The sequence below is a fragment of the Methylobacterium sp. J-030 genome (genome assembly GCF_022829545.1).
GTDB lineage: Bacteria > Pseudomonadota > Alphaproteobacteria > Rhizobiales > Beijerinckiaceae > Methylobacterium.
Window position 1 is genome coordinate 69005 of the sequence record NZ_JAKSYM010000391.1, and the last position, 14138, is coordinate 83142.

Sequence of the window (14138 nt, forward strand, 5' to 3'; positions counted from 1 at the left end):
CTCCGGCTCATCGACGGCACGCTGCGGTTCGACGCGCGCCGGCGGCGACTGACCAGCGCGATGCGGCGCAGGCGCACCCATCAGGTGCGCGCGATGGACGCGAGCCGGCTGATCACGCGCACGATCCACGCTCAGGTATCCCCGAAGCAGGAATACAGCCTGAACGCGCACGATCGATCCCTGGAGACGGTCATCGATGCCCGGAAGATCCGAGTTGATCTGTATGCGGAAGCACCAGTACCGACGCACACTGCAGCCTGAAGGCGCAACTCTTCGCAGATCGCCGGTCGGTGCGTGAACGGGCTGTTTACCAAACTCATCGACACCGGAAGGTCTGAACGATCGCGGTCCCAGAGCTTTCCGATGCGTCTCTTGTCCTCGCTCCGCGCCCGCATCCTGGCGGTGGCGCTCGCCCCCTGCCTCGCCTTCGCGGGGGCGGCGGGCCTGACCATCGCGGATCAGTGGGCGCGCCGCGCCGAGATGGACCGGGTGGAGAGCCTCGTCGGCCTCGCCTCGCGGATCAGCGCCTTCGTGCACGAGGTCCAGCGCGAGCGCGGTGCCTCCAGCCTGTTCCTGGGGGCGAAGGGCGCGCAGTTCGGACCGGAGCTCGCCGCCCAGCGCGGGCGCACCGACGCGGCGCTGGCGGGGCTGCCGGAGGCCATGACGGCCGCCGCGGGCTTCGGACCGGCCTTCGCGGCGCGCGGGGCGGGGTTCACGCGGGCGCTCACCGGGCTCGCGGCGCAGCGCCGGGCCGTGGACGCCCTGACGCCGAGCGCACCGGAGGCCGCCCGCTTCTACACCGGCCTGATCGGCGAGGGGCTCGGGCTCGTGCGCGGGATGGGCGGGGTGATCGACGAGGCCGGCCTCGCCGCCCGGGCGAACGCCTATGCGGCCTTCCTGGCGCTCAAGGAGGCCGCCGGCCAGGAGCGGGCGGCCGTCTCCGCGGCCTTCGCGTCGGGCAGCCTGGACCTGCCGGCCGCGCGCCGGCTCGCCACGCTCTCGGCCGAGCAGGCGACCTATGCCGGCCTGTTCCGGGCCGGGGCCGAGCCGCCCCAGGCCGCCCTGCTCGACGCCGCGGAGGCGACGGAACCGGCGCGTGACGTGGCGCGCCTGCGCCAGGTCGCCCAGGAGACGATGCCGGGCACAAGCCCGGCGTTCCGCGACGCGCCGGGCTGGTTCCGCCTCGCCACGCAGCGCATCGACGCCCTGAAGGGCGTGGAGGATCGGCTGACCGCCGATCTCGTGGCAGCCGCCGGCGCCGTGCGCGCCCGGGCCGACCGGATGCTGACCCTCTGGGGCGCGGGGGGCTTGGCCCTGTTCGCCCTCTCGGCCGGCCTCGCGGTCTGGCTGGGCACGGCGATCGCCCGGCCGCTCGGCCGGATGGCCGCGGTGCTGACGGCGATCGGCCGGGATGAGGCGGCGGACGGCACGGCCGACCTGGCGATCCCGTCGGGCGGCCCGCGCGAGGTCCGGGCGATCGCCGCGGCGGCTCTCGCGTTCCGCGACAGCGTCGCCGAGCGCCGCGCGGCGCGGGCCGCGCAGGAGCGGCTCGCCGCCGGGAACGCCGAGGCCCAGCGCGCGGCCGCGCGCGGCCTCGCCGACAGTTTCGAGCGCCAGGTCGGCGGCATCGTCGAGGCGGTCTCGGCGGCGGCCGCCCAGTTGGAGGCCTCCGCGCACGGCATGGCCCGGGCCGCCCGGGACACGACCGACCTCGGCCGGGCGGTGGCGGCGTCGGCCGATTCGGCCGCGCGCTCGGCCGACACGGTGGCGGCGGCGACGGAGGAACTCACCGCCTCGGTGCGGGAGATCGGCGTGCAGGTCGGGAGCTCGGCCGACCTCGCGGCCTCCGCGACCCGGGACGCGGACGGCATGGCCGGGGAGATCCGGCGCCTCGCGCAGGCCGCCGGCAGCATCGGGGAGATCGTCGCGATGATCTCGCAGATCGCCGGCCAGACCAATCTGCTGGCGCTGAACGCCACGATCGAGGCGGCCCGGGCCGGCGAGGCGGGCCGGGGGTTCGCCGTGGTGGCCGCGGAGGTGAAGGCGCTGGCCGAGCAGACCGCGAAGGCCACCGAGGAGATCGGCACCAAGGTCGCGGAGATCGCCGGCTCCACGGAGGCCTCGGTCCGGTCGATCGGCGGCATCACCGGGGTGATCCGCAACCTCGCCCGGATCGGCGCCGAGATCGCCGCGATGGTCGAGGAGCAGGGCGCGGCCACCGCCGAGATCGCCCGGACCACGGCGCAGACCGCTCAGGATACGAGCGGGGTCTCGCGCCACATGGCGGGCGTGGGCGAGGCGGCCGACACGGCGAGCCAGGGCTCGGCCCAGGTGCTGCAGGCCGCAGGCGACCTCTCCCGGCAGGCCGGCGCCCTGCGCCAGGCCGTGGCGGGCTTTCTGGACCGGGTGCGGGCGGCTTGAGGGGAGGGGCCTGGCCTTCTCGACCGTCGGCCGTCGCGAGCCTTGCGACGGAGGTGATCGCGAACGAAGCGGGAGGCCGGGTTGCCGAATACAGCCACCCGGAATCCGTTGTGATCTTACTTCTTCATCGAGTCCTTGGCCATGCTGTCCTTGGCCATGGAGTCCCTACCCGTATGATCCTTGGCCATATGATCCTTGGCCATGGCGTCCTTCTTGCCCATGGAATCTTTGGCCATAGAGTCCTTGGCCATCGTATCCTTGCCCATCGCTTCGGCGGCGATCACGGGGCTCGCTGCAACCGAGGCAGCAAGGAAGACGGCCGAGGCGAGGCGGAACAGATTGCGCATGTCGGTGCTCCTGCAATGCGGTGCCAAGTCGTGGCACTGAGCTGAATTCGACGCAGTCTCCCCCAGGTTACACCTTTCGATCGGCAATTTTCCCGCACGCGATGGACGACCTTTGGAGCCTCCTCTCAGATCCATCTCCGCTGGATATGCCTTCGGGCCGCCCGCCGCCCGGTTTTCTGCAAGGTGTCATCCCGCTGAATGCCTTTCATGAGACGCCAGGCAGGCGTACGATCGCTTATCGCCCGCCCTTCATCGGTAACAAACTCCTGCTGTCGATCTCCGGCATCTTGGCCATCTGGTCGAAGGGCACGACCGCCATCACGTGACCATCCGGCATCTTGATGATGTTGAATTGCTTTCCGGTGATCTTGTCGGTCGCCATCGCGACCATGAGCTGCATCGGCTCGAACGGCGTGACGACAAAATCGTGTCCCCAGGCGCCGACGAGGCCCGATAGGGAGGCCATGGCCGCGCCGGTGCCGGCGAGGAGAGCGACAGCCGGCACAATTGCGCGCATCATGATAAATCCCTTCCGGTTCGATCGATGGGACTTCGCGGTCCGGGGCTGAGCCGTTACCGGGATCGGGCCATCATCGCCCGCGGCGGGCTGACGTCGAGAGAAGGGCGGCAGGACAGGGAGGCATCTCGATGACGCCGTACGCGTTTCGACGGCTGCGGCGACCGTCGGTGCCTCCGGCCGGGGTGGGCGCGCGATGAGTTTGGGACGGGTATCGGCGCAGGGCGAGCCGCGGCGGGCCACACGCCGGGCCACCCTGCGGCTCGTGCGTGGGGTCCTGTCCGCGTTGCGGACCACCATCCGGATTGCCGGCGCCCTCGTCCTCGGAGCCCTCGGCATCCTGTTTCTGAACTACGTCGTGCTCTCCACGGACAAGGCGCACGCCTATCGCAACCTCGACCCGAGCCTCGCCGAATGCCGCGACGGGCTCGCGCGGGGTTGGACGATCCTGGCCGATACCGGCCGCGAGACCCTGCGGGCGACGATGCCGACCGACGGCGACGGCTGGGTCGACGCCAGCAACGACGAAGACGCGGTGATCGCGACGGATGCCCGCTGGGCGACACGGCTGCGCTGCGCCCTTCAGCGCCACGTCGTTCCGGCCCGCGAGGCCGGCGGACAGGACCTCGCCTACCACCTCGGCTTCATCGAGTTTCAGGAGGACGGCGAGCCCTACGCCCTGGTCTCCCGCGAGGGGACGAGCGACGCCGCCATCGACAGCGCGATGCTGCGCCACGCCATGGAGACCGAGATGCGGGCCAAGGGCCAGCCGGCCACGATGGTCAAGCCCGTCATCACGCAGCTCGACGCGCTGAAGACGCATCTCTCGACCGGGTCGCACTACGTGATCGCCTTCATCCACGGCTGGCGGCACGACGCGCGGATCGGCGACGGCAACGTGGCGGATCTGCGCCTCTACGCGGCGCACGCCGCCCGTTTTCTCGCGCAGCGCTGCCCGAGCGACCCGAGCGTCTGCGACATGGACGTCACCGCGATCTATATCGGCTGGCGCGGGGCCCGCGTCGACGAGCGCGGCCTGCGGCTCCGGTTCGGCGACGCGCTCGGCGGCGTCTTCGGAAACCTGTCGGCCGGCGCCACCCTGTTCGATCGCAAGCCCGTGAGCGAGGCCATCGCGCCCGCGGCGATCTCGGCCCTGCGCACCCTCGAGACGACCCTCAGCGCGCCGGGCACGCACAACAAGCTGATCGTCGCCGGGCACAGCCTCGGCGGCAACATGCTGGCGAGCGGGCTCAAGGACGACGTGGTCAAGGCGGTGCGCCGCCATCGGTTCGGCGAGACGCTGCCGCCGGTCCTCGGCAATCTCGTGGTGCTGATCAACCCCGCCTCCGAGGCGAGCAAATGGACCGCGATCCAGCGCGAGGTCTGGATGAGGCTGGCCGACCATGCCGACGCGCATACGCCGGCCGCCGAGGTCGTGCACGACGACGGCTTCTTTCCGGCCGACCAGAGGCCGGTCCTGATGTCGGTGACCGCGGCCCTGGCCTTCCCGGCGGGCGGGCTGCGACCCGGGGATTGCGCGTGGATCGGCCTCGACGTCGACGACGCCTTCGCGGCCGCCCGCCGGAAGATACGGAGCCGGCTCGCGGCGACGGACAGCATGTTCGATGCGGGCGTCGACTACGATTGGGCGACGCACGACCTGTTCCCGACCTTCAAGTTCGATTTCCGACCGGCCGCGGGCTTTCTCGACCGGGTGGCGGCGCGGTTCGAGGGCCGCCAGCCCCGGGGCGAAAGCTGCAGCCCGCCGCCGCCCGTCGGCCTCGGAGCCGGATTGCTGACGCTGCCGCTGCGCACCCTGTCGCTGCTGGCCGCGACCTTCCCGTTCCAGAACACCGCGCGCGAGGATTCGCACACCATCGGCAACCTCGACCCGCCGCGGCCGGCGGCCGGCGTGCTCGCCGATGCCCAGCCCTCGGCCGCGCCGTTCGGCACGACCCACGAACTGCTCGGGCTGGATGCGCCCGGCCTCGAACGGCACCACCCCTACGCGACCCTGGCCGATGCCGCCCTCGACTGCCCGCGCTCCGACCACTGGCTGACCCGGGCCCGGGCGGCGCGCGCGGCCCGGCGCGGCATGTTCTGGGACAGTGCCGACCTCGCGCCCGGCCGGTCCGACGAGAGCGGCCCGGCCGCACGCTTCCTGCACGGCCTTCAGTTGACCGGCATCGCGCCGATCACCCGCCCCAACGACCCGTTCTGGAACGTCCGGGCCTTCGACAACGCCCTCTCGCGCCACGACGGCTACCGGCTGTCGTCGTTCATCTGTGCCGTGAACCAGCTCGTGATGGACGACATCACCGATGCGCCATCGTCCATGATCGATCACCGGGACCCGCAGAACCCGTAGAGCCAGTTCCGGACGGCCGGTCTCCAGGGCGCCGTGCCCGGGCGCGTTGCCATCATGCGCGGCCCCCGACGAACCGGATTCCCCTTGCCCGATCACGCCCTAGTTGATCGCTGACGCCCCCCGGCGCCGGATCGGACACCCTCTCACGCCCATGGCCAGCCTCAGCGTCGCAGTCGCGTTCGGCGTCCGCCTGCTCCTCGTGCTGCTGTTCCTGCCGTTCAGCGCCCTCGACAAGATCCTGAACTTCAAGGGCGCGGTCGGGCAGGCGCGGCAGGCCGTGCACGCCACCGCGCTCGCCACGGTGCTGATCCTGATCGGGCTTTCCGTCGAGATCGGGATGTCGCTGTGCATCCTGACCGGCACCGCCGACCGGGCCGCCGCCTTCGTGCTGGCCGGTTATTGCGGGGTCACGGCGCTCCTGTGGAAGCCGTTCTGGAAGCCGGGCGATTTCTGGTCCGGCGGCAAGGGCCGCGACCTGTTCTGGGACTTCTTGAAGAACTTCGCCCTCGCGGGCGGCTTCCTGCTCATCACCTTCGGCACGGGCGCCGGGACCGTCCAGGACTTCATGGCCGATCCGCTCGGCTCGACCCATCCCTACGCGGCCGAGTCCGGGGTTCCAAAGGGCTGAGCCCCAGCCCTTTCAAGGTGTTTCCGACAGCCGCTCAGGTGAAGTTTTCTTCCTGTCAGGCACTGGATTATCGCGCCCTATGCGCGGCCGTCGTCCTTGCGAGCGCCAGCGAAGCAATCCAGGGTGGCGCACGCTCACCGAGGTCGCGCTGCCCTGGGTCGCTTCGCTGCGCTCGCGATGACGGCGAGCGGTCGTGGCCAAGTCGAGCGCGAAACACCCTAAAACGGCTGGGTCTCGACCTTTCGAAACCGCGACGGGATCCGTCCGCGCGACGCACGACCCCATGTGCTCCCGTCGAACAGGGTCTTAGAACCGAAGCGACCGCCCGGCCGCCGCCACACCGAGGAGCAGGGCCGCTACGATCAGGAAGGCGGCCGGCAAGCCGAGCGCGTGGGCGACGAAGCCGATCAGGGCGGGGCCCACCAGCACGCCGGCATAGCCCAGCGTCGTCACCGCCGGCACCGCCGCGTGTGCGGGCATCGCGGTCTGGCGGCCCGCCGCCGTGAACAGGATCGGCACGATGTTGGCGCAGCCCGCCCCGACCAGGGCGTAGCCCGCGAGCGTCGCCGCCCAGGCCGGCATCACCACCGACAGCGCCAAGCCGGCGGCGGCCAGCAGGCCGCCGAGGATCACCACACGCCGTCGGCCGAGCCGGGCCACGATCCGGTCACCCGCGAGCCGCCCGGCCGTCATGGTCACCGAGAAGGCCGCGTAGCCGAGCGCCGCCCAGGCCGGATCGAGTCCGCGCTGCTGGATCAGGAAGACCGCGCTCCAATCGAGGGCCGAGCCCTCGGTGAGGAACACCACGAAGCAGAGCAGGCCGAGCACCAGCACCGGACCCCGGGGCAGCGCGAGGACGGGCCGCCGCTGCCGCCCGTCATGTCCCCCGCCCTGTCGCCCGGCCGATGGCCGGGTGCCCGCAGGATGCCGGGCCAGGCCGCCGCGAACAGGGCCGCGATGCCCCCGACCAGGATCAGCACGGCCCAGCTTGCCCCGAGCCCGGCGGCCAGCAATCCGCTGGCGAGGAGCGCCCCCAGGATGCAGCCGAGGCTGTAGAGGCCGTGGAAGCCCGACATCATCGGCCGCCCGCCGGCACGTTCCACCGCGATGGCCTGCAGGTTCATGACGCAGTCCACCGCCCCCATCCCGGCCCCGAACAGGAGGAGCGCCAGGGTGAGCGGCACGAGACCCGTGCCCTCGGCCAGCACCGGCAGGGCGAGGCCGATCGCCGACGTCCCGGCGAGGAGGACCGGGCGGTATCCGAGCCGCGCCGCCGCCGCCCCGGCGCTCGGCATCGCCAGGATCGAGCCGATGCCGAAGGTGAGGAGCAGCAGGCCGAGCCCGGCCTCGTCGAGGCCGGCGCGGTCCTTCACCAGCGGCACCAGGGGCGCCCAGGTGGCGTTGGCGAGGCCGACGATCAGGAACAGCAGCCGTGTGGACAGGCGCCGGGCGCGTGCGGCGTGGTCGTCGGCTCCGCGGAGGGCGGCCGGGTCGGTCAGGTCGAGCGCTGGCATCGCTGGGTGAGGTCGGGTCCGAGGGTCGACGCGGCGTGGTCGCTGCCCCTCGCTAGGCCGCCGTGATCTCCACGCATCGCCAGCGGATTCCCACATCGCGCGCCGCGCCGGTGAGGGCCGCAAGTCCCCCTGCCCCGCGCGCGGGGCAGGGGGTATCACGCCCCGTCTCCGAGCGATCCGTGAACATCGCGGCCCGCACGGAAGAGCGACCGCTCAGCGCGCCTCGCTGACCCGCCTGGTCGCCCGCTGCTCCTTCTTGTAGGCGATGATCGCCGCCGAGCAGCCGGCGGAGAGCTTCTTCAGGTTGGCCTTGAAGCAAGCCTCGACCTCCGGGCCGCCCGGCGCGTAGGCGCTGCAATAATCCATGTAGTCGCCGGTGCAGTGCTGCTTGAGCGCGTCCCGGGCCGGGGATTGCTCGGCGAGCGCCGCCACGGGAAGGGCCGCGACGAGGCCGATCGCCAGCAGGGCCGTCTTGGTCGAAATCGTCGAAGGCATGGACATCATTCGCTCATCCGGGCCGCGCGGACGCGGCGATGGGCGGTGCGGATGGACGCCAAGGATGGCGTCAGCATGACACCCGGGTGGCACGGATGCAGATCAGCCATGCCCAATACTGGACAGCTCAGGCTGATCGCCCGCTCAATGCGCCCCGACCCGCCGGGCCGGCACGAGGTCGTTGGCGATGATCTCGCCGAACGGGCCGTCGTTGCGGGCGTCGGTGGCCGGGCGGCCCGTGGTGGCGCGCAGCGGCAGCTTCGGGAAGACCAGCTCGGCGAAGCGGTAGGCCTCCTCCAGGTGCGGGTAGCCCGAGAGGATGAAGCGGTCGATCCCGAGATCGATGTATTCCTTCATCCGGTCGGCGACCTGATCGGCCGAGCCGACCAGAGCCGTCCCGGCCCCGCCGCGCACGAGGCCGACGCCGGCCCAGAGGTTCGGCGACACCACCAGTTTTTCGCGATTACCCCCGTGGAGGGCCATCATCCGGCTCTGGCCCACGGAATCCTGCCGCTTCAGGGTCTCCTGCGCCCTGGCGATGGTGGCGTCGTCGAGCCGCGAGATCAGCCGTTCGGCCGCATCCCAGGCTTCACCCTCCGTCTCCCGGGCGATCACGTGCAGGCGGATGCCGTAGGAGAACGTCCTTCCGCGTGCCTCGGCCGCCTGGCGTGCGGAAACAATCTTCTCGGCGACCTGGGCCGGGGGCTCGCCCCAGGTGAGGTAGACGTCGCAATGCTCGGCCGCCACCGCGATGCCGGCGGGCGAGGAGCCGCCGAAATAGAGTGGCGGATAGGGCTTCTGCACCGGCGGGTAGATCAGCCGGCCGTTCTCGGCGCGCAGATGAGTGCCTTCGAAGGTCACGGTCTCGCCCGCGAGCAGGCCGCGCCAGATCGTCAGGAACTCGTCGGTGACGGCGTAGCGCGCATCGTGGGACAGGAACACGCCGTCGCCCGCGAGTTCCACCGGGTCGCCGCCGGTGACCACGTTGATCAGCAGGCGCCCCTCCGAGATCCGGTCCAGGGTCGACGTCATGCGGGCCGCCGCGGAGGGCTCCATCAGGCCCGGCCGCACCGCCACGAGGAAGCGCAGGCGCTTCGTCAGCGGCGCCAGCGCCGAGGCGACGATCCAGGAATCCTCGCAGGACCGCCCGGTCGGCAGCAGCACGCCGTAATAGCCGAGGTCGTCCGCGCCCTGGGCGATCTGGCGGAGATAGGACAGGGACACCGCGCGGGCCCCCTCGCCGGCGCCGAGATAGCGGCCGTCGCCGTGGGTCGGCAGGAACCAGAGGACGTCGGCACGCCCGTCTTGCGGTGCGGTCATCGGGATCTTCCTCACTGAACGATATTGGGGTTTCAAAAGGGCGAGCCCTTTTGCGGGTGCAGGGCGGAGCCATGCTGGGTTCGGGCGAAGCCCGAGATCGGGGCCAATGAACTCGGGTTTCTGCCCGATACCCCGCCAAAGGGCTCGCCCTTTGGGAACCTGGTCCTTGCTATCCGCCGAGCAGGTGATCGAGGATGCGCCCTTCGAGACGCGCGAGGTCCGGGTCGCCGCGCCGGCGCGGGCGCGGCACGTCGACCCGCAGGTCGAGGGCGATGCGGCCCGCCTCGACCACGAGGATCCGGTCCGCCAGGGCCACCGCCTCGGCGACGTCGTGGGTGACGAGGAGCGCCGTGAACCCTTGCGCCCGCCAGATCCGCTCGATCAGGTCCTGCATGCCGATGCGGGTGAGGGCGTCCAGCGCCCCGAGCGGCTCGTCGAGGGCGAGCAGGCCCGGCCGGCTCACCAGCGCCCGGGCGAGCGCCACGCGCTGGCGCTGGCCGCCCGAGAGCGTCGCGGGCCAATGCCCGGCCTTGTCGGACAGGCCGACCTCGGCGAGGGCGGCGCGCGCCCGTTCCCGGCGCTCGGCCCGGGTGCCGTGGCCCGACAGGCCGACCGCGACGTTGTCGACCACCCGCGCCCAGGGCAGGAGCCGCGGCTCCTGGAACATGATCCGCTTCGGCGGTTCGGACCGGCGGGGGGAGCCCTCCGGCCCCTCCAGGTCGATCCGGCCGCCGGTCGGATTCTCCAGGCCGAGGATCAGGCGCAGCAGGGTGCTCTTGCCGCAGCCCGAGCGGCCCACCACCGCGGTGAACCCGCCCGCCGGCAGGAACAGGTTCAAACCTTCGATGACCGCATGGCCGTCGAAGCTCTTGTGCAGGTCGCGGACGGTGACGGCGATCCCGCGGGCGGAGGGCTCCGCGGGCGACGGGGTCGGGCCTCCGGACTGCCGGGGCTCGGGGCCCGGATCGGACAGCGCCTCGCGGCGGACGGCGTCGAGCAGCATCAGGCGCTCCTGTAGGCGGGGTTCCAGGCGAGGCAGGCGCGCTCGAGCTGGCGGGTCAGGGCGTCGGCGAGCTTGCCCAGCGCCGCGTAGATCAGGATCGCCAGCACCACGACGTCGACCAGCATGAACTCGCGGGCCTGCATGGCCATGTAGCCGAGCCCCGAGGAGGCCGAGATCGTCTCGGCGACGATCAGGGTCAGCCACATGATGCCCAGGCCGTAGCGCAGGCCGACGAAGATCGACGGCAGGGCGCCGGGCAGCACCACCCGGGCGAACAGCTCCGCCCGGGACATGCCGTAGACCCGGCCCATCTCCACGAGGCCCGGATCGACCGAGCGGATGCCGTGCAGGGTGTTGGCGTAGATCGGGAAGAACACGCCGAGCGCCACGAGGAACAGCTTCGCCGCCTCGCCGATGCCGAACCACAGGATCACCAACGGGATCAGCGACAGGTGGGGGACGTTGCGCACCATCTGCACCGAGGTGTCGGTCAGCCGCTCCGACAGGCGCGACAACCCGTTGGCCAGCCCCAGCGCGAAGCCGATCCCGCCGCCGACTACGAAACCGGCGAGCGCCCGCAGGGTGCTGACCCCGAGATTGGTCCAGAGTTCGCCGGTCCGTCCGGCCTCCCAGCCGGCCCGGACCACGTCGAGGGGCGCCGGCATGAACCGGTTCGAGACGAGCCCGGTCGAGACCGCGGCCTGCCAGCCCACCAGGATCGCGGCCGGCAGCAGCCAGGGGATCGCGGCGTCGCGCAGGCGGTCGCGCTTGGATGCGGGCATCAGCGGTTGGCTCCCAGGGCCTCGGCCCGGCGCTCGGGCGGCGTCCAGACCGCGTCGGCGATCCGGATCGGCTTCGGCAGGAGGCCGAGCGTGTGAAAGGCGTCCGCGACCTTCTGCTGGTCGGCGATCACCGTCGCGTCGAGGGGCGCCACGCCGTAGGACAGGCGGCCGAGGGCGACGCTCAGGACCGGGGCGGGGATGCCCACCGTGGGGGCGAGCTCCGCCGCCACGGATTCGGCATGGCCCGCGGCCCAGGCATCGACCTCCCCGATCGCCTTCAGGACGGCCGAGACCACCTCCGGGCTCGAATCCGTGAAGCCGCGCCGGGACAGGTAGAACTGCCGGTTCGGGGCGATCCCGGTCCCGTCGACCCCCTTGCCGTCCGCCAGCACCCGGGCGCCGGTGGAGCGCTCGGCGGCGGCCAGGAACGGGTCCCAGATCGCCCAGGCATCGACCGACCCGCGCACGAAGGCGGCGTTGGCATCGGCCGGCGCCAGGAAGGCGAGCTTCACCGCGTCATACGGTATGCCGCCCTGCCCCAGGGCGCGGACCAGCAGGTAATGGACGTTCGAGCCCTTGTTGAGGGCGATGGTCTTGCCGCGCAGGTCGGCGAGGCTGCGGATCGGGCTGTCCTTCGGCACGAGGATCGCCTCGCCCCTCGGGGCCGGCGGCTCTGTGCCGACGTAGCGCAGCTCCGCGCTCGCGGCCTGGGCAAAGATCGGCGGGGCCTCGCCGGCCGAGCCGAAATCCACCGCGCCGGCGTTGAGCGCCTCCATCAGCGGCGGCCCGGACGGGAATTCCGACCACGACACCGTGGTGCCCAGCGGCTGGAGCGCCGCCTCCAGGGTGCCGCGGCCCTTCAACAGCACCAGGGAGCCGTATTTCTGGTAGCCGATCCGGATGCTGCCGGCGGCGCGCGCGGGGCGCAGCAGCGCGGCCGCCGCGAGGCCGAGCCCGGCGGACAGGAGCAGGCGGCGGTGCGGGGCAGGGCCGGCCGGGGACGGCAGGGCCAGGGCGCGGGGCGTTCGGTCGGTCATGGGGCTCAGCCGTTGCGGGCGGGGGCTGCCCAGACCGCGTCGGCGATCCGGACCGGTTTCGGGATCAGCTTCAGGGCGTGGAACCGGTCGGCGACCTGCTGCTGCGCGGCGATCACGCGCGCGGTCATCGGCCCGATCACGTAGTCGGTCCGGTCCACCGCCCGGCGGGTCGCGGGGAGCGGCACGCCGGTGCCCTGCGACAGCAGCGCGGCCACCGCGCCGCGGTTCTGCGTGCACCAGGCCGCCACGTCGCCGAGGGCGTCGATCGCCGCGGCGAGCACGGCGCCCCGGCCCTCCGCGAAGGGCCGGCTCGCCAGGAAGAAGTTGGTCTGCGGGGCGATCTCGGTGGCGGAGGCCAGCACGCGCACCCCCTCCCCCGCCTCCGCGATGGCGAAGTACGGGTCCCAGATCGTCCAGGCGTCGATGCTGCCCCGGGCGAAGGCCGCCGCCGCATCCGCGGGCGCCAGGGTCACGGGCTCGATGTCGGCGTAGGTCAGGCCGGCCTTCTCCAGGGCCGCGATGGTCAGGTTGTGGGCGCTCGACGCCTTGGCGAAGGCGACGCGCTTGCCCCGGAGCTCGGCGAGGCTCCGGATCCCGGAGCCCTTCGGCAGCAGGATCCCGGCGCCGGACCCGCCCGCCTCCTGGGCGGCCGCGTAGACGAGGTTCGACCGCGCGGCCTGGGCGAAGATCGGCGGCGCGTCGCCGGTCTGCCCGAGATCGATCCCGTCGAGCGAGAGGGCTTCGAGCAGCGGCGGCCCGAAGGAGAACTCGATCCAGCGTACCGTGTGGCCGAGGGGCTCCAGGCGGCGCTCGATGATCCCTTGCTGCTTGGCCACCACCAGGATGCCGTTCTTCTGGTAGCCGATCCGGAGCACGCCCGGCTCGGCCGCCCGGGCGTTGGCGAGGGCCGCCGGAACGGCCAGCAGGGCGGCGAGCAGGCTGCGGCGGTCGAGCATCGCGGGGCTCACACTCTGAGACTCACTCGGCGGCCGCGAGGGCGACCGGGGCCGCTCTGTGGGCCGCGCCTTGAGCGGCACGGTGGGCCAGCAGCGCGGCGAGCTGCCCGCCCGCCTCCGCGGCTCGGGCGCGCACGCCCGCCTCGACGAGCACGCCCTCGCGAAAATCCGCGTCCGAGGCGTAGATTGCGGTGGGGATCTGGAGGGCGCCGAAGAAGCCGAAGAGCGGCCGGAAGGCGTGCTCCACCACGAGGGCGTGCCGCGCCCCGCCGCCGGTGGCCACGATGGCCACCGGCTTGCCGGCGAGCGCCCCCGGATCGACCAGATCGAACAGGTGCTTGAACAGGCCGGTATAGGCGCCCTTGTAGACCGGCGAGCCGACGACGAGCCCGTCCGCCGCCTCGATCGCGTCGAGCAGCGCCCGGGCGGGCGGCGGCAGCTGGTCGCGGGTCCAGGCGGCGCCGAGGCCGGGGCCGGCATCGACGAAGTCCAGCGCGCGGGCGTCGAGCGCGCCCCGTGCGCCGGCCGCGCGCAGCACCGCGTCGACCAGTGCGCGCGTCTTGGACGGCCGCTGCACGTTCGCGCTCAGCCCGACGAGTCTCGGTCGTGTCATGCTTCAGGTGCCTTGCTCGGAGGCCATGGGGAGGCGCGGGGCGCCGGTCGAGACGCACGGGCGTCCGGCCCGATTTCCCGACAGGTCCTAGACTTGACGCTCCTTCCGCCGCAGGTCAATGAAATGCTCTTCCCTAT

The 14138-nt window shown here is 72.4% G+C and carries 15 protein-coding genes; 4 read left to right on the forward strand and 11 right to left on the reverse strand.

Annotation, left to right across the window (positions count from 1 at the left end):
* Nucleotides 1-9: 9 nt before the first annotated feature.
* Together MKK75_RS31735 and MKK75_RS31740 are read left to right on the forward strand one after the other, a co-directional pair.
* Nucleotides 10-261, forward strand: coding sequence for a winged helix-turn-helix transcriptional regulator (locus MKK75_RS31735; protein WP_313901909.1), 252 nt, complete (start codon nucleotides 10-12; stop codon nucleotides 259-261).
* 102 nt (nucleotides 262-363) lie between these two features.
* Nucleotides 364-2421 (forward strand): methyl-accepting chemotaxis protein, encoded by a 2058-nt coding sequence (locus tag MKK75_RS31740; protein WP_244046453.1) that lies wholly within the window; start codon nucleotides 364-366, stop codon nucleotides 2419-2421.
* Between the two features lie 116 nt (nucleotides 2422-2537).
* Here the strand turns inward: MKK75_RS31740 and MKK75_RS31745 are convergent, their stop codons facing one another.
* Complete coding sequence (locus tag MKK75_RS31745; protein WP_244046454.1) at nucleotides 2538-2768, reverse strand: pentapeptide MXKDX repeat protein; 231 nt, start codon at nucleotides 2766-2768, stop codon at nucleotides 2538-2540.
* Nucleotides 2769-3003: 235 nt separating this feature from the next.
* On the reverse strand, nucleotides 3004-3288 hold the full coding sequence (locus MKK75_RS31750) for a hypothetical protein (RefSeq protein ID WP_244046455.1): 285 nt from the start codon (nucleotides 3286-3288) through the stop codon (nucleotides 3004-3006).
* Nucleotides 3289-3481: 193 nt separating this feature from the next.
* Between MKK75_RS31750 and MKK75_RS31755 the strand changes: the two genes are divergently transcribed.
* Nucleotides 3482-5653 carry a hypothetical protein gene (locus MKK75_RS31755; RefSeq protein WP_244046456.1) on the forward strand — a complete coding sequence of 724 codons (2172 nt, stop codon included), beginning with the start codon at nucleotides 3482-3484 and terminating at the stop codon, nucleotides 5651-5653.
* A gap of 151 nt (nucleotides 5654-5804) precedes the next feature.
* Nucleotides 5805-6281, forward strand: a complete 477-nt coding sequence (locus MKK75_RS31760; RefSeq protein WP_244046457.1) for a DoxX family membrane protein — start codon at nucleotides 5805-5807, stop codon at nucleotides 6279-6281.
* A gap of 306 nt (nucleotides 6282-6587) precedes the next feature.
* On the opposite strand, the gene MKK75_RS31765 is transcribed toward MKK75_RS31760, so the two are convergent.
* The 9 genes from MKK75_RS31765 to msuE form a co-directional block, all read right to left on the reverse strand.
* Complete coding sequence (locus tag MKK75_RS31765; RefSeq protein WP_244046458.1) at nucleotides 6588-7109, reverse strand: MFS transporter; 522 nt, start codon at nucleotides 7107-7109, stop codon at nucleotides 6588-6590.
* Nucleotides 7037-7795: an MFS transporter gene (locus tag MKK75_RS31770; protein ID WP_244046459.1), complete on the reverse strand. Its 759-nt coding sequence runs from the start codon at nucleotides 7793-7795 to the stop codon at nucleotides 7037-7039. Before MKK75_RS31770 ends, MKK75_RS31765 begins: the two co-directional genes overlap by 73 nt.
* 213 nt (nucleotides 7796-8008) lie before the next feature.
* Nucleotides 8009-8290: a hypothetical protein gene (locus tag MKK75_RS31775; protein ID WP_244046460.1), complete on the reverse strand. Its 282-nt coding sequence runs from the start codon at nucleotides 8288-8290 to the stop codon at nucleotides 8009-8011.
* A 144-nt stretch (nucleotides 8291-8434) separates the two neighbouring features.
* Nucleotides 8435-9610 (reverse strand): FMNH2-dependent alkanesulfonate monooxygenase, encoded by a 1176-nt coding sequence (gene ssuD / locus MKK75_RS31780; RefSeq protein WP_244046461.1) that lies wholly within the window; start codon nucleotides 9608-9610, stop codon nucleotides 8435-8437.
* A 169-nt stretch (nucleotides 9611-9779) separates the two neighbouring features.
* Entirely contained in the window at nucleotides 9780-10613 is an 834-nt protein-coding gene (locus MKK75_RS31785) for an ATP-binding cassette domain-containing protein (RefSeq protein WP_244046462.1), read from the reverse strand.
* Nucleotides 10613-11395: an aliphatic sulfonate ABC transporter permease SsuC gene (ssuC, locus tag MKK75_RS31790; protein WP_244046463.1), complete on the reverse strand. Its 783-nt coding sequence runs from the start codon at nucleotides 11393-11395 to the stop codon at nucleotides 10613-10615. Before ssuC ends, MKK75_RS31785 begins: the two co-directional genes overlap by 1 nt.
* Nucleotides 11395-12432, reverse strand: coding sequence for a sulfonate ABC transporter substrate-binding protein (locus MKK75_RS31795; RefSeq protein ID WP_244046464.1), 1038 nt, complete (start codon nucleotides 12430-12432; stop codon nucleotides 11395-11397). Before MKK75_RS31795 ends, ssuC begins: the two co-directional genes overlap by 1 nt.
* Nucleotides 12433-12437: 5 nt before the next feature.
* The gene (locus MKK75_RS31800; RefSeq protein WP_244046465.1) at nucleotides 12438-13388 is read right to left on the reverse strand and encodes an aliphatic sulfonate ABC transporter substrate-binding protein; all 951 of its coding nucleotides are present in this window, start codon (nucleotides 13386-13388) and stop codon (nucleotides 12438-12440) included.
* A gap of 22 nt (nucleotides 13389-13410) precedes the next feature.
* Complete coding sequence (gene msuE, locus MKK75_RS31805) at nucleotides 13411-14001, reverse strand: FMN reductase (RefSeq protein ID WP_244046466.1); 591 nt, start codon at nucleotides 13999-14001, stop codon at nucleotides 13411-13413.
* Nucleotides 14002-14138: the final 137 nt, after the last annotated feature.